General features: G+C 73.8%; 15 protein-coding genes and 1 other RNA gene. 8 read left to right on the plus strand and 8 right to left on the minus strand.

Going from position 1 to position 19,362, the window contains the following annotated elements; all coding sequences use genetic code 11:
- The first annotated feature begins 6 nt into the window (after positions 1 to 6).
- Both ACZ6S8_RS15625 and ACZ6S8_RS15630 read left to right on the plus strand, forming a co-directional pair.
- Entirely contained in the window at positions 7 to 1,197 is a 1,191-nt protein-coding gene (locus ACZ6S8_RS15625; protein WP_469455929.1) for an SH3 domain-containing protein, read from the plus strand.
- Between the two features lie 176 nt (positions 1,198 to 1,373).
- Entirely contained in the window at positions 1,374 to 1,631 is a 258-nt protein-coding gene (locus ACZ6S8_RS15630; RefSeq protein ID WP_469455931.1) for a Txe/YoeB family addiction module toxin, read from the plus strand.
- 68 nt (positions 1,632 to 1,699) lie between these two features.
- On the opposite strand, the gene ssrA is transcribed toward ACZ6S8_RS15630, so the two are convergent.
- The 5 genes from ssrA to ftsE form a co-directional block, all read right to left on the minus strand.
- Positions 1,700 to 2,088, minus strand: a transfer-messenger RNA (tmRNA) gene (ssrA, locus tag ACZ6S8_RS15635).
- 83 nt (positions 2,089 to 2,171) lie between these two features.
- Positions 2,172 to 2,657: an SsrA-binding protein SmpB gene (gene smpB, locus ACZ6S8_RS15640; protein ID WP_383927626.1), complete on the minus strand. Its 486-nt coding sequence runs from the start codon at positions 2,655 to 2,657 to the stop codon at positions 2,172 to 2,174.
- A gap of 18 nt (positions 2,658 to 2,675) precedes the next feature.
- Positions 2,676 to 3,866: a S41 family peptidase gene (locus tag ACZ6S8_RS15645; protein WP_469455933.1), complete on the minus strand. Its 1,191-nt coding sequence runs from the start codon at positions 3,864 to 3,866 to the stop codon at positions 2,676 to 2,678.
- 67 nt (positions 3,867 to 3,933) lie between these two features.
- The gene (gene ftsX, locus ACZ6S8_RS15650; RefSeq protein WP_469455935.1) at positions 3,934 to 4,902 is read right to left on the minus strand and encodes a permease-like cell division protein FtsX; all 969 of its coding nucleotides are present in this window, start codon (positions 4,900 to 4,902) and stop codon (positions 3,934 to 3,936) included.
- 9 nt (positions 4,903 to 4,911) lie between these two features.
- On the minus strand, positions 4,912 to 5,601 hold the full coding sequence (ftsE, locus tag ACZ6S8_RS15655) for a cell division ATP-binding protein FtsE (protein WP_267726349.1): 690 nt from the start codon (positions 5,599 to 5,601) through the stop codon (positions 4,912 to 4,914).
- A 232-nt stretch (positions 5,602 to 5,833) separates the two neighbouring features.
- Here ftsE and ACZ6S8_RS15660 point away from each other — a divergent pair, with 232 nt between their 5' ends.
- Complete coding sequence (locus tag ACZ6S8_RS15660) at positions 5,834 to 6,031, plus strand: hypothetical protein (protein ID WP_469455937.1); 198 nt, start codon at positions 5,834 to 5,836, stop codon at positions 6,029 to 6,031.
- Between the two features lie 126 nt (positions 6,032 to 6,157).
- Here the strand turns inward: ACZ6S8_RS15660 and prfB are convergent, their stop codons facing one another.
- Positions 6,158 to 7,267: a peptide chain release factor 2 gene (gene prfB, locus ACZ6S8_RS15665; protein WP_469455939.1), complete on the minus strand. Its 1,110-nt coding sequence runs from the start codon at positions 7,265 to 7,267 to the stop codon at positions 6,158 to 6,160.
- Between the two features lie 327 nt (positions 7,268 to 7,594).
- On the opposite strand from prfB, the gene ACZ6S8_RS15670 reads away from it, so the two are divergent.
- Positions 7,595 to 8,596, plus strand: coding sequence for an isopenicillin N synthase family dioxygenase (locus tag ACZ6S8_RS15670; RefSeq protein ID WP_469455941.1), 1,002 nt, complete (start codon positions 7,595 to 7,597; stop codon positions 8,594 to 8,596).
- A 75-nt stretch (positions 8,597 to 8,671) separates the two neighbouring features.
- Here ACZ6S8_RS15670 and ACZ6S8_RS15675 read toward each other — a convergent pair whose 3' ends face one another.
- Together ACZ6S8_RS15675 and ACZ6S8_RS15680 are read right to left on the minus strand one after the other, a co-directional pair.
- Positions 8,672 to 9,922, minus strand: a complete 1,251-nt coding sequence (locus tag ACZ6S8_RS15675) for a serine/threonine-protein kinase (RefSeq protein ID WP_469455943.1) — start codon at positions 9,920 to 9,922, stop codon at positions 8,672 to 8,674.
- Positions 9,923 to 10,082: 160 nt separating this feature from the next.
- Entirely contained in the window at positions 10,083 to 11,855 is a 1,773-nt protein-coding gene (locus ACZ6S8_RS15680) for a serine/threonine-protein kinase (protein ID WP_469455945.1), read from the minus strand.
- 444 nt (positions 11,856 to 12,299) lie between these two features.
- Here ACZ6S8_RS15680 and ACZ6S8_RS15685 point away from each other — a divergent pair, with 444 nt between their 5' ends.
- The 4 genes from ACZ6S8_RS15685 to ACZ6S8_RS15700 all read left to right on the plus strand — a co-directional run bounded on the left by ACZ6S8_RS15685 (position 12,300) and on the right by ACZ6S8_RS15700 (position 19,290).
- Entirely contained in the window at positions 12,300 to 15,455 is a 3,156-nt protein-coding gene (locus tag ACZ6S8_RS15685; protein ID WP_469455947.1) for an FHA domain-containing protein, read from the plus strand.
- Positions 15,456 to 15,552: 97 nt separating this feature from the next.
- On the plus strand, positions 15,553 to 16,914 hold the full coding sequence (locus ACZ6S8_RS15690; RefSeq protein ID WP_469455949.1) for an ABC transporter substrate-binding protein: 1,362 nt from the start codon (positions 15,553 to 15,555) through the stop codon (positions 16,912 to 16,914).
- A gap of 73 nt (positions 16,915 to 16,987) precedes the next feature.
- Complete coding sequence (locus ACZ6S8_RS15695) at positions 16,988 to 18,253, plus strand: carbohydrate ABC transporter permease (protein ID WP_469456015.1); 1,266 nt, start codon at positions 16,988 to 16,990, stop codon at positions 18,251 to 18,253.
- Positions 18,250 to 19,290, plus strand: a complete 1,041-nt coding sequence (locus tag ACZ6S8_RS15700) for a carbohydrate ABC transporter permease (protein ID WP_469455951.1) — start codon at positions 18,250 to 18,252, stop codon at positions 19,288 to 19,290. Before ACZ6S8_RS15695 ends, ACZ6S8_RS15700 begins: the two co-directional genes overlap by 4 nt.
- Positions 19,291 to 19,362: the final 72 nt, after the last annotated feature.

A 19,362-nucleotide genomic window follows, 5' to 3' on the forward strand; every position in this document is an offset into this window, starting at 1 on the left:
CTTCCCGTGCCTTCTTCCCGTTCCGTACCCGCTGCCCTGATCGTCGCGGCCGTGACCGCGACCTGTCTGGTCCCCGCCGTGCCGGCCCTGGCCGACTCGGCCGGCCTCCGCTTCTCCCAGCCGTACCTGCCCTCGATCGCCCCGGGGCGCACGGGCCGCGTCGTCATCGCCGCCGTCAGCGGTGCGGAGCCCGTCTCCAGCGGCACGTTCCGCATCACCGCGCCGGACCGTACGACCTTCCCCGAGGCCCGCTTCTACTGGAACGGGCAGCGTGCGGCCGCCCCGTGCACCCGCTCGTCCGACGCCCGGCTGCTGACCTGCGAGGCCGGAACCCGCGCCGGCTTCGCCTTCCCCCGTGACGCGCGGACCCAGCTGGGGGTCGCGCTGCGGGTGGACGCGGACGCCCCCGAGGGCACGACGCTGGGCGGCGGCGAGTGGGCCACCGGCACCGGCGAGTCGGCCCTGTTCGGCGTGGCGACCCCGGTGACCGGCCCGAAGGGCGACGACGGCAAGCCCGGCCACGACGGGAAGCCCGGCCACCACGGCAAGCCGGGGCGCCCCGGCCCCCAGGGCGAGAAGGGCGACAGGGGCGAGAAGGGCGACCGCGGTGACCAGGGAGAGCGCGGCGACACCGGCGCGACCGGTCCCGCCGGGCCCCGCGGACCCGAAGGACCCCGGGGGGAGCAGGGCCCGTCCGGCGGCCCCAAGGGCGACAAGGGAGACAAGGGCGACCGCGGAGACCGGGGCCCGCGCGGCGACCGCGGCCCGGCCGGCCCCAAGGGCACCAAGGGGGACCGGGGAACCACCGGCACCCAGGGCCCGAAGGGCGCCAAGGGCCCCAAGGGCCCCAAGGGCGACCGCGGCCCGATCGGACCGCAGGGACCTCAGGGCTCCAAGGGCCCGAAGGGCGACTCCGGGAAGCCCGGGAAGCCCGGCACCTGCACGAAGTGCGGCGGTCACCACGAGACCCCGAAGGCCCGCATCGTCTCCCCCGGCAAGGGCCTCGGCATCCACTCCGGCCCGGGCACCGGGTACGCGAAGAAGGGCAAGGCCCTGACCGGCGACGTCGTCGCCGTCCAGTGCAAGGTCAACGGCCAGACCGTCGACGGGAACGCGATCTGGTACAAGCTCGCCGACGGCCGCGGCTGGATCGCCGCCCGCTACGCGAAGAACCTCAACAAGGTGCCGGTCTGCTGACAGCCCCCCGCCGCACCCCCTGACGAAGGCCCCGCAGCCCCGACCCTGCGGGGCCTTCGCCTTCGCTCGCCCGCCAACGCCCGGCGGCTCATGGAAGCCGTGGCCCGTGACCGCGAGAGCGCACCCACGGTCGCCAAGACCATGGACGAGCTGAGGGATCTGGCAGGAGGCGAGGAGTGAGGAGTGTTCACTTCGACCCGGACGCCTGGGAAGACTTCCTGTTCCGGCTCGGCTCGGACCGCAGGACAGCCCGCAGGATCACCCGCCTGATCGGTGAGATCCAACGCGACCCCTTCAGCGGGATCGGCAAGCCCGCGCCGTTGAAGGGCGAGCTGTCGGGCTACTGGTCACGCCGCATCGACGACGAGCACCGTCTCGTGTACCGGGCGGACGCCAAAGAGGTGAAGATCCTCAAGGCGCGCTACCACTACTGACCCGCGCCACGAGAAAACCCCCTGACCTGGCGAAGTTCTCGCAGGTCAGGGGGTCTTTTCACATGGGGTGGTGGAGATGGCGGGAATCGAACCCGCGTCCAACGGTGCAGAAGCAGGGCTTCTCCGAGCGCAGTCCGCTGCGCTTTTCTCAGCCCCGGAGATCACACGGACAAGTCTCCGACGGGCTCAGTCACTGTTTGATTTCCCTCCAACCCCCGTGACCGGGGCTAGAGGTTTAGATCCCTAATTGACGCCAGGATCCGGACCGGGACCACTTCCGGGCTGACGCTCCTCACAGAGGCTTCAGCTCACTGTTATTAGGCAGCGAGGGTGAAGCGGGAGTTATCGCTCTTGGTGTTGGCGATTATTGTTTGCGACATGTGGTTAGCGAGATCATTGCCGCTTCCTCGGCTCGCTTCCCCTGCATCGACATCCGCTGTCGAAACCGATCATCCCCATGTTTTTTTATCAACGTGCCCCACCGCGAGCGGGAGGCGCTGACGCCATCCTACGCGAAGTGGACCACCGCGTGCCAGGCGATTAAACCGTGCCCCGCTGCTTGCGCCGTACGGCCGAGATCGCCCGGTTCGTCTCGCGCGTGTCCTGCTTCTCGCGGAGCGTCTGCCGCTTGTCGTACTCCTTCTTGCCCTTGGCCAGCGCGATCTCGATCTTGGCCCGGCCGTCCTTGAAGTACAGGGCGAGCGGCACGATCGTGTGCCCCGACTCCTGCGCCTTCCGCTCCAGCTTGTCGATCTCCTCGCGGTGCATGAGGAGCTTGCGCTTGCGCCGGGCGCTGTGGTTTGTCCAGGTCCCCTGGCTGTACTCCGGCACGTGGACGTTGTAGAGCCACGCCTCGTTGCTCTCCATCGTCACGAAGCCGTCGACCAGCGAGGCCCGGCCCTGGCGCAGGGACTTGACCTCGGTGCCCGTGAGCACGAGACCGCACTCGTAGGTGTCGATGATCGTGTAGTCGTGGTGCGCCTTCTTGTTCTGGGCGATCAGCTTGCGCCCTTTTTCCTTAGCCATAGTGCGGTCATTTTCGCACTACGGACCCACCCCGAGGCCACCCAATACCGTGGCGGCCCGTTCCTCGGCCCCGTCGCCCGCCGCCAGGTCCGGGGTGATGCCGCCGCCGTCGAGGCTGCGGCCCGCCGGGGTGCGGTACGTGCCCACCGTCAGCTCCGCCACCGAACCGTCCGGCAGCGCGGTCGGCATCTGCACCGAGCCCTTGCCGAAGGTGCGGCTGCCGACGGCCACCGCCCGGCCGCGGTCCTGGAGGGCGCCGGTCAGCAGTTCGGCCGCGCTCATCGTGCCGCCGTCGACCAGGGCCACCAGCGGCCGGGCCGTGTCGCCGCCGGGGGGTGCGTACAGGGCGCGCTCGTCGCCGCGTACGTCGTACGTGGCCACCAGCCCGCCGTCCAGGAAGGCGGAGGCGGCCGTCACCGCCTCGGCGACCAGCCCGCCCGGGTTGCCGCGCAGGTCGAGCATGACCCCGGCGCCCGCCGGGGCCTCGCGGACGGCGGCCCGCACCCGCTCGCCGGAACCGCGGGTGAAGGAGGCGACCTTGATGACGGTGATCCCGCCGGGCAGCCGGCGTACGGTCACCGGCTCGGTGCGCAGCTGCTCGCGGCGGACGGTCTCGGTGAGGTCGGAGCCGCCGCGGCTCAGGTTCAGGACGACGGGGGTGCCCTCCTCGCCGCGCAGCAGGGAGATGACGTCGTTCACGGCGAGGCCGGTGACGGCGCGCCCGTCGACGCTCAGCAGCCGGTCGCCGGCGCGCAGGCCGGCGCGGGCGGCGGGGCTGTCGGGCTGGACCTTGTCGACCTCGATCATGCCGCCCGGGCCGCGTTCCGCCCAGAGGCCGACGCCGGTCCAGCGGCCGTCGAGGCCCTCCGCGAAGGCCGCGTACTCGCCCTGGTCGTAGACGGTGCCCCAGCGGTCGCCGCTGCGGCTGACGACCTCCTGGGCGGCCTTCTTGCCGGACTTGCCCTCGGCGACGGCCTCGGCCGCGGCCCGGGCGACGGCCTCCCGGTCGGCGGTGCCGCTCGCGCGGGGCGTCGCGGTGGGCTCCGGGGTGCGGGCGCCGGCCGCGAGGACGGCCTGGGCCGCGGGTTCCTCGCGGTCCCAGCAGCCGGTGCTCGCGGCGGTGCCCACGGCCGCGAGGAAGGCCAACGTCAGGACGGCCCCGCGACGCAGGTCGCGGGGCCGGAGACAGAGGCTGGGCAGAGCCGGCATGGCGCCGAGTCTAGGACAAGCCCCGCGCCGGTACGGAGGGTTGACCGGACCGCTCGCGGGGCGCTTGTCACACCTTCAGGTACTTGCGCAACGCGAGGAAGGCGGCCATCGAGGGCATCAGGAGGCCGATGAACAGCACGTACGGGAGCTTGCCGATCACCGAGCTCCAGCCCATGAAGTCGATGATCTGGATCTTGGTCCGCAGTTCGAAGCCGTGGTCGATCACGAAGTACTGCCCCGAGACGAGCATCAGGCAGGCGATGACCGCGCCGATGAGGCCGGCGACGGCCGCCTCCATGATGAACGGGACCTGGATGTAGAAGCTGGAGGCGCCCACCAGCCGCATGATCCCGGTTTCCCGCCTCCGGCTGAAGGCGGAGACGCGCACCGTGTTGACGATCAGCAGCAGGGCCACGATCAGCATGATCAGCATGATGCCGAGGGCCGCGATGTTGACGTAGTTCAGGATCTTGAAGAGGACGTCGATGGCCTGGCGCTGGTCGTCGACGGTGTGGATGCCGTCCCGCCCGGCGAAGGCGGAGGTGACGACCTTGTACTTCTCCGGGTTCTTGAGCTTGACCCGGAAGGACTCCTGCATCTGGTCCGGGGTGATGGAGGAGGCGAGCGCGGTGTGCCCGTACTGCTCCTGGTAGTGCTTGTAGGCGTCGTCGGCCGACTCGTACGCGACGGACTTGACCAGGTCCATCTGCTTGAGCTCGGTCTCGATCTGCTTCTTCTGGTCGGCCGTCACCGCGCCCTTGCGGCAGGTGGCGACGCCCGCGGCCTGCGTGACCGGGCCGTCCGGCTTGGTCGTGGCCTCGCTCGCCTCCTCCGCGTCCTGCTTGTTGCAGAGGTAGATCGAGACGTTGGCCTTGTCGTACCAGTAGCCCTTCATCTTGCTCACCTGCTCGCGCATGAGCAGGGAGCCACCGAACAGGGCCAGCGACAGGGCCACGGAGATGATGACCGCGAAGGTCATGGTGAGATTGCGACGGAGGCCGACGCCGATCTCCGACATGACGAACTGGGCGCGCATGGCGTCCTTTCAGTGCTGGTAGCCGTAGACGCCGCGCGACTGGTCGCGTACGAGACGGCCCTGTTCGAGTTCGATGACGCGCTTGCGCATCTGGTCGACGATCTGCTGGTCGTGCGTCGCCATGATCACGGTGGTGCCGGTCCGGTTGATCCGGTCCAGCAGCTTCATGATGCCGACGGAGGTCTGCGGGTCGAGGTTGCCCGTGGGCTCGTCCGCGATCAGCAGGGCCGGCCGGTTGACGAAGGCGCGGGCGATGGCCACGCGCTGCTGCTCGCCGCCGGAGAGCTCGCCGGGCATCCGCTGCTCCTTGCCGCCGAGGCCCACCAGCTCCAGCACCTGCGGGACCGCCTTGCGGATCTCGCCCCGGGGCTTGCCGATGACCTCCTGCGCGAAGGCGACGTTCTCGGCCACCGTCTTGTTGGGCAGCAGCCGGAAGTCCTGGAAGACGGTCCCCAGCTGGCGCCGCATCTGCGGGACCTTCCAGTTGGAGAGCTTGGCGAGGTCCTTGCCGAGGACGTGCACCTGGCCGTGGCTCGCCCGCTCCTCGCGCAGGATCAGCCGCAGGAAGGTGGACTTGCCGGAGCCGGAGGAGCCGACCAGGAAGACGAACTCGCCCTTCGCGATGTCCAGGGAGACATCTCTGAGTGCGGGGCGGTTCTGCTTCGGGTAGGACTTGGAAACGCTGTCGAATCGGATCACGGATGCACCACGGTCGCCGGGAGTAGGTGTGCGTGACCATACGCGAACGGGCGCGGGGTGTGGACCCGGCCTCCGGAGTTGCCCGTTTTATCCCCGGGTCCGGAGGGGTCCCGACCGGGACTGCCCGGAGGGGCCGCGCCGAATGTCGGCGAAGCTGGCACAGTGGTAGGGGGAACGGACCGGTTCCCACCGCCGTTGTACCCAGCGGAACCGAGGGCGAGAGGAGGAGCGCATGACATATGACCGGCTCGTGTGCGCGAACTGCGCCGCACCCGTCAGCCAGGGCCGCTGCCCGGTGTGCCGGGCGAACCGGGAGCGCCTCCAGCGGGAGCACGAGGGCCCCTTCTCCGGCCTGAATCCCGTGACGCTGATCGCGCTCATGGTGGTCCTCGCGGTGGCGCTGGCCCTCGTGGTCCAGCAGACCGCGTAGGAGGCGGACGCCGGCGCGGCCGCGCCGCGTACCGATCACCCCGGCAGGACGAAGGGCCCGGACACCTGCAGGTGTCCGGGCCCTTCTCCGGTCCGGGAGCCGTACGGCTGCCGGATCCGGACGGCTCTAGGCGGTCTGCTCCTGCTGCTTGCGCCAGCGGATCCCAGCCTCCAGGAAGCCGTCGATCTCGCCGTCGAGGACCGCCTGCGGGTTGCCGACCTCGAACTCCGTCCGCAGGTCCTTGACCATCTGGTACGGGTGAAGGACGTAGGAGCGCATCTGGTTGCCCCAGGAGCTGCCCCCGTCCTTCAGGGCGTCCATCTTGTCCTTCTCCTCCTGGCGGCGCCGCTCCAGCAGCTTGGCCTGGAGGACGTTCATGGCGCTGGCCTTGTTCTGGATCTGCGAGCGCTCGTTCTGGCAGGAGACGACGATGCCGGTCGGGATGTGCGTGATGCGCACGGCCGAGTCGGTGGTGTTGACGCCCTGGCCGCCGGGGCCGGAGGCGCGGTACACGTCGACGCGCAGCTCGCCCTCGTCGATCTCGACGTGGTCGCTGGACTCGACGACCGGCAGCACCTCGACGCCCGCGAAGGAGGTCTGGCGGCGGCCCTGGTTGTCGAAGGGCGAGATCCGCACGAGGCGGTGGGTGCCCTGCTCGACGGAGAGGGTGCCGTAGGCGTACGGGGCCTTGACGACGAAGGTGGTCGACTTGATGCCGGCCTCCTCCGCGTAGGAGGTCTCGTAGATCTCGGTCGGGTAGCCGTGCCGCTCGGCCCAGCGCAGGTACATGCGCTGGAGGCGCTCGGCGAAGTCGGAGGCGTCGACGCCGCCGGCCTCGGCGCGGATGTTGACGAGGGCCTCGCGCTCGGCGTACTCGCCGGAGAGCAGGGTGCGGACCTCCATCTCGTCCAGCGCCTTGCGGACGGAGACCAGCTCGGCCTCGGCCTCGACGAGGGTGTCCGCGTCGTCCATCTCCTGGGCGAGCTCGAAGAGGACCGCGAGGTCATCGATGCGCCCGCGCAGGGTCTCGGTCTTGCGGACCTCGGCCTGGAGGTGCGAAAGCTTGCTCGTGATCTTCTGGGCGGCCTCCGGGTCGTCCCACAGGGACGGCGCGGCGGCCTGCTCCTCGAGCACGGCGATATCTGCCCTCAGCTTGTCGAGGTCCAGGACGGCCTCGATCGACCCCATGGTCGAGGAGAGGGACTTGAGCTCTTCGGAAACATCGACGACTGCCACGGGTCCAGCGTAGCCGGTCCCCGGAGGGCGCCGTCCGGGCAGGCCGAATCACCCGTACTGGTGGCGGGGCGCACGGGCGTACGCTCACGTTATGACCGTTCTCGTCGTCACGCGCCTCGTCAAGCGGCGTCATGTGGACCACATGCGCGTCACGACGACGGGCTGTCAGCCGCCGGACCCTCACCGAGCCTGATCCACCCCGATCCGACTTGGGTCCTGTACGCGGCCCTCGCGGTCCCGGCGCCACCCCTGCCGGCGACCCCTCCCCCTCCGCGGCCCCGCCACCCCCCGGGAACAGGACCCCGTGACATCCGAAACGGAGCCGTCATGCCGTCCGCGCACACCCTCCCCGTCCTGGACCTCTCCCGTGCCGACGATCCGGCCCAGCGGGCCGCCTTCCTGGACCAGCTGCACGCGGCCGCCCGGGACACCGGGTTCCTGCACCTGACCGGGCACGGCATCACCGATGCCGAGACCACCCGGATCCTGGAGCTGACCAGGGCCTTCTTCGCCCTACCGGAGGCCGACCGGCTCGCCGTGAGCAACCTGCGCTCCCCGCACTTCCGCGGTTACACCCGGATCGGCGCCGAGCTGACCGGCGGGGCCTCGGACTGGCGCGACCAGCTGGACGTGGGCGCCGAGCGGCCCGCGCCGGTGATGGGGCCGGACGATCCGGCGTACCTGTGGCTGGAGGGGCCGAACCAGTGGCCCGCGGCCCTGCCCGGGCTGCGCACCGCGGTGCTGGAGTGGCAGGCGCGGCTGGCGGCGGTGGCCCACCGGCTGCTCCGGGAGCTGCTGGCCTCGATCGGCGCCCCGGCCGACTTCTTCGACGCGGCGTTCGCGGACCGGCCGCACCTGCACACCAAGCTGATCCGCTACCCCGGCTCGTCCCCGTCCGGCACCGACCAGGGCGTGGGCGCACACAAGGACTACGGGTTCCTCACCCTGCTGCTCCAGGACTCGGTCGGCGGTCTCCAGGTGGTCCGCGACGGCGGCTACCTCGACGTGCCGCCGCTGCCCGGGGCGTTCGTGGTCAACCTGGGCGAGCTGCTGGAGATCGCGACCGAGGGGTACCTGACGGCGACGGACCACCGGGTGATCAGCCCGCCGGGCGCGGTGGAGCGGTACTCGGTGCCGTTCTTCTACAACCCGCGGCTGGACGCGGTGGTGGAGACGGTCCCGGGCGACTACCTGCGCGCGGCGCCCGGGGTCGCGCACGACGCGGACAACCCGCTGCACGCGGAGTACGGCCGCAACGAGCTCAAGGGCTGGGTCCGCGCCCACCCGGAGGTGGCCCGCCGCTGGCACCCGGAGCTGGTGGCGGCGTAACCGGAGGGGCCGCCGGGGAAGCGGGGCCGTCGCGGGCCGCCGTCGGGGCGGAGGCGGTCCCCGGCGGCCGGCCGGCTACGGCGCGCGGGTTCCGGAGTTCTTGGTGTCCTGCGGGGGCGGGGTCTCCTCGCCGCCGGAGAGCGCGAGCCACGTGCCGACCCCCACCACGGCGGTGAGCGCCAGCGCGGAGGCGGACAGCACCAGCCGCCGCTTGCGCGCGGCCTCGGCGCGGTGCCGGGCCGAGCCCGGGCGGTGGCCGCCGGCCGGGCGCGGGACGCGGGCGGTGCCGAGCGCGCCGCCCGCCAGCTCGTCCGGGCCCGGTACCCGCATCGAGGTGTGCGTGTCCCGGTTGGAGTCGGTCGCCGAACCGGGCACCAGCGGAACCACGCCGCGGCGCCGCACGGGGTCGGCGGGCGGCTCCTCGGCCTCCGGTTCGCCCGGACCGGCGTCGTCCGGCTCGTCCACGTCCAGCGGCGGCATCCCGGCCAGCAGGGGCAGCAGGTCGCGCAGCCGCGCCGAGAGCTCCGACGCGCGCAGCCGCGACGCCGGGGCCTTGGCCAGGCACTGCACGACGAGCTGCCACAGCTCGTCGGGGATCCCGGGCAGCGGGACGACCGTCTCGGTCACGTGCCGGCGCAGCACCGCGCCGGGGTGGCCGCCGCCGAACGGGGTGAACCCGGCCAGCAGCTCGTACAGGACGGTGGCCAGTGCGTAGATGTCGACCGCCGCCCGCGGGGGCAGGCCCTCCACGATCTCCGGGGCCAGGTAGTCGGGGGTGCCGATGATCCGGGTGGCCGGGGCCGAGGACCGGCCCGTGGCGGCCCGCCGCGGGGAGTCGATCAGCTTGGCGACGCCGAAGTCGGTCAGCAGCGCCGGGTGGGCCCCGCCGGGGCCGAGCGGGCCCTGCATGTCGAGCAGGACGTTCTCGGGCTTGACGTCCCGGTGGACGACCCCGGCCGCGTGGGCCGCGGCCAGCGCGTCGGCGACGTCCGCGACGATGGCCACGGCCGCCTCGGGGGCGAGCCGCCGCTCGCGGTCGAGGCGCGTGCGCAGGTCCGTACCGCGGACGAGGTCCATGACGAGGGCGAGGTCGTTGCCGTCCACGACGAGGTCGCGGACGGAGACGACGTGCGGGTGGTCCAGGCCCAGCAGCGCGCTGCGCTCCTGGACGAACCGTCCGACCAGCTCCTGGTCGGACGCGAGGTCCTCGCGCAGCAGTTTGACGGCGACGGGGCCTTCCGGCCCCTCGCCCAGCCACACCGTGCCCGCGCTGCCGCGCCCAAGGATCTGGTGCGCGGTGTACCGGCTGCCGATCTTCCGTGCCACGACTGCTCCCTCAGCGGCTGGCGTACGCACCAAAGCTACGCGGCCGGGTGGGGGTTGGAGGCCAGTAGGGGGCCCGATTTGCGGCGACCTTCGCTTCTGGGGGCGAAATCACTCCCCAGAAGTCGACAAATCTACGAACTCGGCATCAATGCGGCCCGGTTCAGGGCGCTCCGGAGCCTCCGGACCCCGTGGAGTCGCCGATGGAGCCGAGGAAGTCGGCGGCCTCGGTGCCCCACGTCCACAGTTGGTCCCACCAGCCCCGGCCGGTGCCGACCCACTCCTGGAGCGGGGTCAGCTCCCAGACCAGCCAGCCCGCGACGAAGAACAGCAGGATCATGACCAGGCAGCCCTTGAGGCAGCCGAGGCCGGGGATCCGCACCGGGTTGGCGCTGCGGCGGCGGGGCTCCCGCGGTTCACGGGGCTCCCGCGGCGGCCGCTGCTGCGGCGGGCCCTGCGGCGGCTGCTGCGGCGCCTGGGGCTGCCGGTACTGCGGCTGCTGAGGCTGCTGGTACTGCTGGGGCTGGTGCTGCTGCGGCTGGTAGTGCTGCGGCGGCGGGGGCGCGTACTGCTGCTGCGGCTGGTACGAGGGCTGCTGCGGCTGCTGGTACTGCTGCGGCGGCGGGCCCTGGCGGTACGGCTGCTGCTGCGGCGCGCCCTGCGGGGGCCGCTGCTGCGGCGGGGGCGGCGGAGGCGCCTGCCGCTGCGGGCGCCGGCGCAGCGGGTCCTCGCCCGGGTCGAGGTACTGCATCTGCGTCTGCTCGTTGCGGTCGCGGACGGCGCGCATCTGCGACTCCCACGGGTGCGGCTGGTCGGGCCGCTGCACCGGGGGCATCACCGAGGTCGGGTCGGCGCCGCCGGCGGGGCCGGTGCTCGGCAGCACGGAGGTGGCGTCGGCCGCGCCCACCGGGGGCAGGACACTGGTCATGCCGTTCGGGTCGTAGCCGCCCATGGGCGAGCCCGCGGAGCCGGGCAGGACCTGGGTGGCGTCGCCGACGCCCGGGGTCGCGGGGACCGGCGCGGGCGAGGGGTCGGGGGCGAGCAGGGCGCCGACGCCGAGCGCGGCCTCCACCTCGGAGGGGGCGGAGTGCACGCCGATGCCGGCGGCGACCACGCGCAGGCCGCGGGCCAGGCTCTCGGCGCTGGGGCGCTCGTTCGGCTCCTTGCTGAGGCAGCGCTGGATGACCGTCCAGAGCGGCTCCGGCAGGGTCGAGGGGCGCTGGGGCTCCTCGCTGAGGTGGCGGTGGAGCACTTCGAGGGCGGTGCCGCCGGCGAACGGCGGGCGACCGGTGACCAGCTCGTACAGCAGGATGCCGGCGCCGTAGATGTCGACGGCGGAGGTCTGCGGGCGGCCCTCGGCGGACTCGGGTGCCACGTAGGCCGGGGTGCCGACGAACTCGTGCGTGCGGGTCAGGCCCGGGGAGTCCGCGAGGCGGGCGATGCCGAAGTCGGTCAGCATCGGCTTCATCTGGCCGCCGCGCTCGTCGAGCAGCACGTTGGCGGGCTTCAGGTCGCGGTGGACCACCCCGTCGGCGTGGCTGGCGGCGAGCGCGTCCGCGATCTGGGCGGTCAGCAGGCTCGCGGCGACGGGGGTGAAGGGCCCGTTCTGGCGGAGGTACTTGTGCAGGTCCGGACCGTCGATGAGGTCCATGACCAGGGCGAGCAGGTCGCCCTCGACGACGAGGTCGCGCGTGCGCACGATGTTGGGGTGCGTCAGGCGCAGCAGGACCGAGCGCTCGCGCAGGAAGCGCATGACGATGTCGGGATCGTGGGCCAGCTCCTCCTTGAGGACCTTGATGGCCACGGTCTCGCCGGGATGGCCGGCGACCGCCGCCTCCGCGCCCGCGGCCTCCCTCTGGCGGGCACGCCAGACGGTGCCCGTGGCGCCGCGCCCGAGCGGCTCTTCGAGCAGGTACTTGCTGCCGACTGGCCGCACGTCTCGCGCTCCCTGCTGTCGTCTGCCGGCGCGTTTTCGCGCCGCCGTCCCTCGATGGGTTTTCCGGCCCACTCTAGGGGGTGTCCCCGGGGAAGACGCCGGGCGACGGAGGTTGGTTGCCGCACATATGTACGGAGGGTGATGTTCGCGGCGTATGCCGGGGGCGATTTTCCCCGCTTTCCCGGGCCCGCTGTCCGGATCCCGACGGGTCGGGGCGCCCCCGGCGCCGATCAAGATCACTTGTTGCCGGGTGCCGGGCGTGTTGTCGGCGACAGGTGCGAGGATGCACCCGTACGGACGGCACGGGACGGGAGCCCCGCCTTCCGGCAGACCTGACCGGACGACGCGTCCGTGCCGGGTGGGGGGCGACCGGGCAGCCATGTCCCGCGGTTCTCCTGCCGGGCGCACGCACCGCGCACCGCGCAGAAGGGACCGCTGACTGCGATGCAGATCCGGCTGACCGTCCTTGGGTCGCGCAGCGGCCACCAGACCGCGCCCGCCCCCGCGACCTGTGACGTGCTCGTCACCGCGCCCGCGGGCACGGCCCTGGCCGCCGTCGCCTCCGGGCTCGCGGCGACCGTCGGCGGGCCCGACACCGGCGGCACCATCGTGCTCTACGCCGGCGCGGAGCGGCTCGACCTCCAGCGCCGGGTGGTCGGCGAGCCCCCGCTGGTCGACGGGGCGGTGCTGGCGCTGAACGCGCCCGTGCCGGACGTGCTGCCGGAGGACGGCCTCGGCGCGCCCCAGCTGCACGTGGTGGCCGGGCCCGACGCGGGCGGGGTGCACCTCCTGCACAGCGGGCAGATCCGGGTCGGGCGCTCCGCCGACGCCGACGTCCCGCTGGACGACCCGGACGTGTCCCGGATGCACTGCACGGTCACCGTCACGGGGGACGGCCGGGTCTCCGTGGCCGACCTCGACTCGACGAACGGCACCACCCTCGACGGCTCCCCCGTGGGCCCCCGGCCCGTGGCCCTGCCCCCGGGCGCGCTGCTGCGGGTCGGCGAGTCCACCCTGCGCCTCGCGGCCGGGAGCGCGGCCCCGCTGGCGGTCGCCCCCGACCTGGAGGGCCACCTCGCGGTACGGGGCCGCACCGCCCCGAAGCCGGCGCCCGCCACGGCCCCGGCGCCGGACGGGACCGGCCCGGGTGACGGCGCGGCCCACGCCCCGGGCCACGGCGGCGCCCCCGCCGCGGACCACGGCCGGGGCGACGGCCGGGGCGACGACACCCCCGCGTCCGGGACCGCCCGGCCCGGCGGCCCCGGCTACGGCGGCCCCGGCTACGCACCGGGCGGCCGGGGCTCCGGCGCGGCCGGCCCGGGTGCCGCCCCGGTCCCGCACGCCCGCACCGCGCCCGGCGGGCCCTCCGGCGGCGCGGCGGGCCCGCCGCGCGCCCCGGGCGCGCCGTCCGCCGCCGGCCGCGCGCACGCGGACGCGCCCGAACCGGCGTACGGGCCGGCGGACGCGCCCGATCCGGCGGAGCCCCCCGCGGGCCGCCGCAGGGGCCTCGGCGCCTGGGCCCGCAAGTGGGTCCGCGGGGACGAGGCGTACGAGGTCCCGGCCGAGCCGGAGGCGGTGCCCGCCCTCTGCGTCGCCCCCGACCCCGACGACCCGGCCACGCTGCTGCTGGCCGCCCTGGGCCCCACCGAGCGGCTCTGGTCGCGCGGGCCCGGGCACCCCGGGGTGCTGGACCTCGGGCTCGGCGCGGGCAGCCGGGTCGACCTGCGGGCCGTCGGCTCGCTCGGCCTCGCCGGACCGCGCGCCCGCCTCGCCGGGGTGGCCCGCAGCGTGGTGGCGCAGCTGGCCGCCCTGCACGCGCCGGGACAGCTGGAGATCGTGCTGGTCTGCACCGACCGGGCCCGCCCGCTCGCGGAGCGCCGCCGCGACTGGGGCTGGCTCGGCTGGCTCCCCCACGTACGCCCCGCGCACGGCCAGGACTGCCGGCTGCTCCTGGCCTACGACCGCGACCAGGCCGCCGCCCGGACCGGGGAGCTCACCCGGCGCCTGGACGACGGCCCCCTCGGCACGCACTGGGCCGCCGCCGACCCCGAGGGGGTCCGGCAGGCCGCCCGCGTCTACCGGGGCCCGTACACCCTGCTCGTCCTCGACGGCGATCCCGGCGCGGGACCGCTGCGCGACGTCACCGGCCGGCTCGCCTCGCACGGGCCGGCCGGCGGCATCCACGTGCTCGCCCTGGCCGACGCCCCGGCCGCCACCCCCGCCTCGCCCGTCGCCGATACGTACGAGACGGCCTGCGCGGGCACCCCGGCCTTCCGGGACTGCGGCGCGGTCGCCCTGCTCAGCGGGGACGTCGCCACGGCCGTACGCACCTTCGCCGTGACCGGCGGCCGGCCGGTGCCCTCCGGCGACACCGTCACCGCCGACGCCGTCTCCGCCGCCTGGGCCGAGCGGTTCGCCCGCGCGCTGGCGCCGCTGCGCGCCGACGGCGGTCCGACCGAGCCCTACCGCCCGGCCGCGGCCGCCCTGCCCGCCACCGCCCGGCTGCTGGACGAACTGGGGCTGGCCCGGGCCACCCCCGCCTCCCTGATGGCCCGTTGGGCCGAGGCCACCGATCAGGGACAGGGCACGGGCGGGCTCGCCGAGATCGTGCTGGGCAGCGGGCGGCGCGGACCCGTCGGCGCCGAACTCGTCCACGACGGCCCGCACCTGCTGATCGAGGGGCCCGCCGGGAGCGGCCGGACCGAGCTGCTGCGCTCGGTGGCCGCCTCGCTGTCCGCGGCCGCCCGGCCCGACCGGCTGGGCCTGGTCCTGCTGGACGGGGCCGGCGGGGAGCGCGGCGACGGGCTGCTGCCCTGTACCGAGCTCCCGCACGCCTCCGCGCACCTGGTGGCCTCCGACCCGCTGCGCATGCGGGAGTTCGCGCAGGCCCTGGGCGCCGAGCTGAAGCGGCGCCACGAACTGCTCGACGGGGTGCCGTTCGCGGAGTGGCACGCCCGGCGCGAGCTCGCCGACCGGATGGTCTCGCCCCGCCAGCCCACCCCGGGCGAGCAGCGCGGCGACATCGACCCCCAGCGGACCGGGACCCTGCGGCTGCGCGCCGCGGCCCTGCGGACCGATCCGGCCGGGCCGAGCCCGCTGCCCCGGCTGGTGGTGCTCGTCGACGACTTCGACGCGCTGGTCGCGCCGGGGCTGGGCAGTACGGGCCGGCCCGCCGCCGGCTCGGTGGTCCGGGCGCTGGAGGCGGTGGCCCGCGAGGGCGCCCGCCTCGGGGTGCACCTGGTGGCCACCACCGCCCGTCCCGACCGGACGGCCGAGACCGGGCTGGCCCGGCTGACCACCCTGCGGGTGGAGCTCGACGCCCCGGACCAGCCGGGTCCCGGCCGCGGCGTGCTGCGGTACGCGGACGGCCGCACGGTCCCGTTCCAGGCGGGCCGGGTCACCGGGCGGATCCCGCGCACCGCGACCCTGAGGCCGACTGTGGTCCCGGTGGAGTGGGAGCGGATGGGCGACCCGCCGGCCCGCCGCCCGGTCCGCGAGCTGGGCAACGGGCCGACGGACCTCGCGCTGCTGGCCAGCGCCCTGGACCGGGCCTCCCACCTGGTCTCGGCGACGCCGGTGCTCTTCCCTCCGGCCCCCTGAACCCCTGCGGCGCCCCCGTGACGCGGTATTGCGGGGGCGCCCGGGTCGGCGTAGACCTTGTGGTCCGGGACACACCACGGGCATCGGGGGCACAGCCATGCGCAGGCACGGATCGCGTCGTACGACACTCAGCTGGGCGGCCGCGGCCGCCGCGGGCGTGCTCGCGCTCAGCGCCTGCGGAGGCGGATCCGACAAGGAGGAGCCGGCCCGGGGCGGTACGGCGGCGCCGGGGCCCACCGTGGAATTACCGAAGCTGACGGGCGAGAAGCTCGAAGTCGCGGCGGTGTGGACGGGCGCGGAGCAGGAGAACTTCACCAAGGTCCTGAAGGAGTTCGAGAAGCGGACCGGGGCCACCGTCACCTTCGTGCCCGCCCAGGACCCGATCGTCACGTTCCTCGGCTCGAAGATCGCGGGCGGGGCCCCGCCGGACGTGGCGCTGCTCCCGCAGGTCGGGGCGCTGGTCTCGGCGGTGCAGAACAAGTGGGCGCAGCCGGTGGGTCCGGAGGCGAAGGCCCAGCTCGACGCCAACTACTCGGCGGGCTGGAAGACGCTCGGCGCGGTCGAGGGCACCCAGTACGGGGTGTACTACAAGGCCGCGAACAAGTCGCTGATCTGGTACAACGCGAAGGCCTTCGAGGCGGCGGGCGTCAAGCCCCCCACCACCTGGAAGGAGCTGCTGACGGCGGCGGACACGCTCTCCGCGTCGGGCACCCCGGCGGTGTCGGTGGCGGGTGCGGACGGCTGGACCCTCACCGACTGGTTCGAGAACGTCTACCTCTCCCAGGCGGGTCCGGAGAAGTACGACCAGCTGGCCAAGCACCAGATCAAGTGGACGGACGACAGCGTCAAGCAGGCGCTGACCACGCTGGGCGAGCTGTTCGGACGCAAGGACTTCCTGGCGGGCGGGGCGAGCGGGGCGCTGGCCACCGAATTCCCGAAGTCGGTGACGCAGACGTTCACCGGCGGCGACCGGCCGGCGGCCGCGATGGTCTTCGAGGGCGACTTCGTCGCCGTGAACATCGCGCAGACCGAGGCGAAGGTCGGCACGGACGCGCTCGTGTTCCCGTTCCCGGCGGTCGGCGCGAAGTCGCCGGTGGTCTCGGGCGGTGACGTGGCGGTCGCGCTGAAGCCGTCGAAGGGCGCGCAGGCGCTGCTGACGTTCCTGGCGTCGCCGGACGCTGCGGAGATCCAGGCCCGCCTGGGCGGGTTCGTCTCCCCGAACAAGGCGGTCGATCCGGCCGCGTATCCGAACGACATCCAGCGGGGCATCGCCAAGGCGCTGATCGCGGCGGGCGACGACTTCCGCTTCGACATGTCGGACCAGGCCCCGGCGGCCTTCGGCGGCACGCCGGGCGCGGGCGAGTGGAAGGCGCTCCAGGACTTCCTGGCGAACCCGTCGGACGTGGCGGGGGCCCAGGCGAAACTGGAGGCGGACGCGGCCAAGGCGTACGGGAACTGATCCCGTGACGTCCCAGGCCAAGCCGGTCGCGGCCGCCGCGGCCGGCAGGTCCGCCGAGGCGCGGCGCCGCCGGCTGATCGCGGCGGCGTTCCTCCTCCCGGCCCTCGTGCTCCTCGGCGCGCTCGTCGTGCACCCGATCGGCTACTCCCTCTACCGCAGCTTCTTCGACCGCTCCGGCTCCGGCTTCGTCGGCGGCGACAACTACCGGGAGATATTCGGCGATCCGACCATCCGCACGGCGCTGAAGAACACGGCGGTGTGGGTGGTGCTGGCGCCGGCCACGGCCACGGCGCTGGGTCTGATCTTCGCGGTGCTCACCGAACGGGTGCGCTGGGGAACGGCGTTCAAGCTCCTGGTCTTCATGCCGATGGCGATCTCGATGCTGGCGGCGGGCATCATCTTCCGGCTGGTCTACGACCACGACCCCGACCGGGGCGTCGCCAACGCGGTCTGGGTCGGAGTCCACGACACGTTCGCGGAGTCCTCGGCGTTCCCCAAGGCCCGCCCGGGCCGGGACTCCCCGCTGGTGGACGCGGGCAGCGGGGCCTTCGCCACCCGCGACCCCGTACGGGCGGGCGTCCCGGTGCTGCTCCCGCTGGTCGGGGTGGCCCCGGAGGCGCTGCCCGCGGGAACCGCGGTCGCCAAGGCGGCCGGCGCCGACCCGGGGAAGGTCACCGGCACCGTGTGGCAGGACTTCACGCGGGGCGGGGGCGGCACGGTGAACACGGTCGACCCCACCGAGTCCGGCTTCGCCGGGATGCGCGTCGAGGCGGTGAAGGACGGGAAGGTCGTGGAGAGCGCCACCGCGCGCGGCGACGGCACCTTCGTCCTGTCCGCGAAGGCCGACGGGGCGCAGCTGCGGCTGCCGGCGTCCAACTTCCGGGAGGCCTACGCGGGCGTCCAGTGGCTGGGCCCGGCGCTGGTGACCCCGGCGGTCATCGGGGCGTACGTGTGGATGTGGGCCGGCTTCGCGATGGTGCTGATCGGGGCGGGGCTGGCGTCCATGCCGCGGGAGCTGCTGGAGGCGGCCCGGGTGGACGGGGCGAACGAGTGGCAGGTGTTCCGCCGGGTCACCGTGCCGATGCTGGCGCCCGTGCTGGTGGTCGTGCTCGTCACCCTCGTCATCAACGTCATGAAGGTGTTCGACCTGGTCTTCGTGATCGCTCCCGGAGCGGTGCAGGACGACGCGAACGTGCTGGCGCTCCAGCTGTACCGCACCTCCTTCGGCACGGACGCCGATCCGGGGCTGGGCAGCGCCATCGCCGTCCTGCTGCTCGTCCTGGTGCTGCCGGTCATGCTGGTGAACATCCGCAGGCTGCGGAAGGAAAGGTCCCGATGAGCGGATTCGAGCGGACGCCGGACCGGTCGGCCCCGGCCGGGTCGCCCCCCGGCGGACCGGCGACCGGGGCAGGAGCCGGTACGGGGGCCGAAGCCGGTACGGGCACCCTGACCGCGTCCGGGACCGGGACGGCCGCGGGGACCGGGACGGCCGCGCGCTCCGGGGCCACCGCCGGCTCCGGGGCCGTCGCACGGGCCGGGCGGGGTCTGGCGGCCCGGGCCGCGGGCGGGGTGCTGCGCCTGTTCCTGATCGCGGCCGCGCTGTTCTGGCTGCTGCCTACCCTCGGCCTGCTCGTCTCCTCCTTCCTCGCCCCCTCCGACCTCGACAAGGGCGGCTGGTGGGGGGCGCTGACCGCGCCGTCCCGCCTCACGGCCGACAACTACGCGCGGCTGCTGGCCAACGACACGATCACCGGGTCCCTGCTGAACACCCTCGCGATCGCGGTGCCGGCGACCCTGCTCGTGCTCGTCCTGGGCGCGTTCGCCGGATACGCCTTCGCCTGGCTGGAGTTCCCCGGCCGGGACTGGCTGTTCCTCGTCGTCGTGGGGCTGCTCGTCGTCCCGGTCCAGGTGGCGCTGATCCCGGTCTCCGAACTCTTCGGCACCATCGGCCTGTTCGAGACGACGGCGGGGGTGGTGCTGTTCCACACCGCGTTCGGGCTGCCGTTCGCCGTGTTCCTGCTGCGGAACTACTTCGCCGAGATCCCGCGCGAGCTGCTGGAGGCGGCCCGGCTGGACGGGGCGGGCGAACTGCGGCTGTTCGCCCGGGTGGTGCTGCCGCTGGGCGGTCCGGCGATCGCCTCGCTCGGCATCTTCCAGTTCCTGTGGGTGTGGAACGACATGCTGGTCGCGCTCGTCTTCGCCGACTCGGCGAACCCGCCGGTCACGGTCGCGCTCCAGCAGCAGGTGCGGCAGTTCGGGAACAACATCGACGTGCTGGCGCCGGGTGCGTTCCTGTCGATGGCGATCCCGCTCGTCGTCTTCTTCGCCTTCCAGCGGCAGTTCGTCTCGGGGGTGATGGCCGGCGCCGTCAAGTGACGTCCGCGCGCCCTTCCGAAGCGCGCCGAGGCCCTCTGGATCACGGTGCCGACGTGCGGAGTTGACGCTCCG

The organism is Streptomyces sp. NPDC048461 (assembly GCF_055587105.1).

Coding starts and splice junctions, on each gene's coding strand:
- smpB (WP_383927626.1), bottom strand. CDS start 2,657: ATGGCTAAGGAAAAAGGGCGCAAGCTGATCGCCCAGAACAAGAAGGCG.
- ACZ6S8_RS15700 (WP_469455951.1), top strand. CDS start 18,250: ATGAGCGGATTCGAGCGGACGCCGGACCGGTCGGCCCCGGCCGGGTCG.
- ACZ6S8_RS15660 (WP_469455937.1), top strand. CDS start 5,834: ATGACATATGACCGGCTCGTGTGCGCGAACTGCGCCGCACCCGTCAGC.
- ACZ6S8_RS15690 (WP_469455949.1), top strand. CDS start 15,553: ATGCGCAGGCACGGATCGCGTCGTACGACACTCAGCTGGGCGGCCGCG.
- ACZ6S8_RS15685 (WP_469455947.1), top strand. CDS start 12,300: ATGCAGATCCGGCTGACCGTCCTTGGGTCGCGCAGCGGCCACCAGACC.
- ftsX (WP_469455935.1), bottom strand. CDS start 4,902: ATGCGCGCCCAGTTCGTCATGTCGGAGATCGGCGTCGGCCTCCGTCGC.
- ACZ6S8_RS15670 (WP_469455941.1), top strand. CDS start 7,595: ATGCCGTCCGCGCACACCCTCCCCGTCCTGGACCTCTCCCGTGCCGAC.
- ACZ6S8_RS15645 (WP_469455933.1), bottom strand. CDS start 3,866: ATGCCGGCTCTGCCCAGCCTCTGTCTCCGGCCCCGCGACCTGCGTCGC.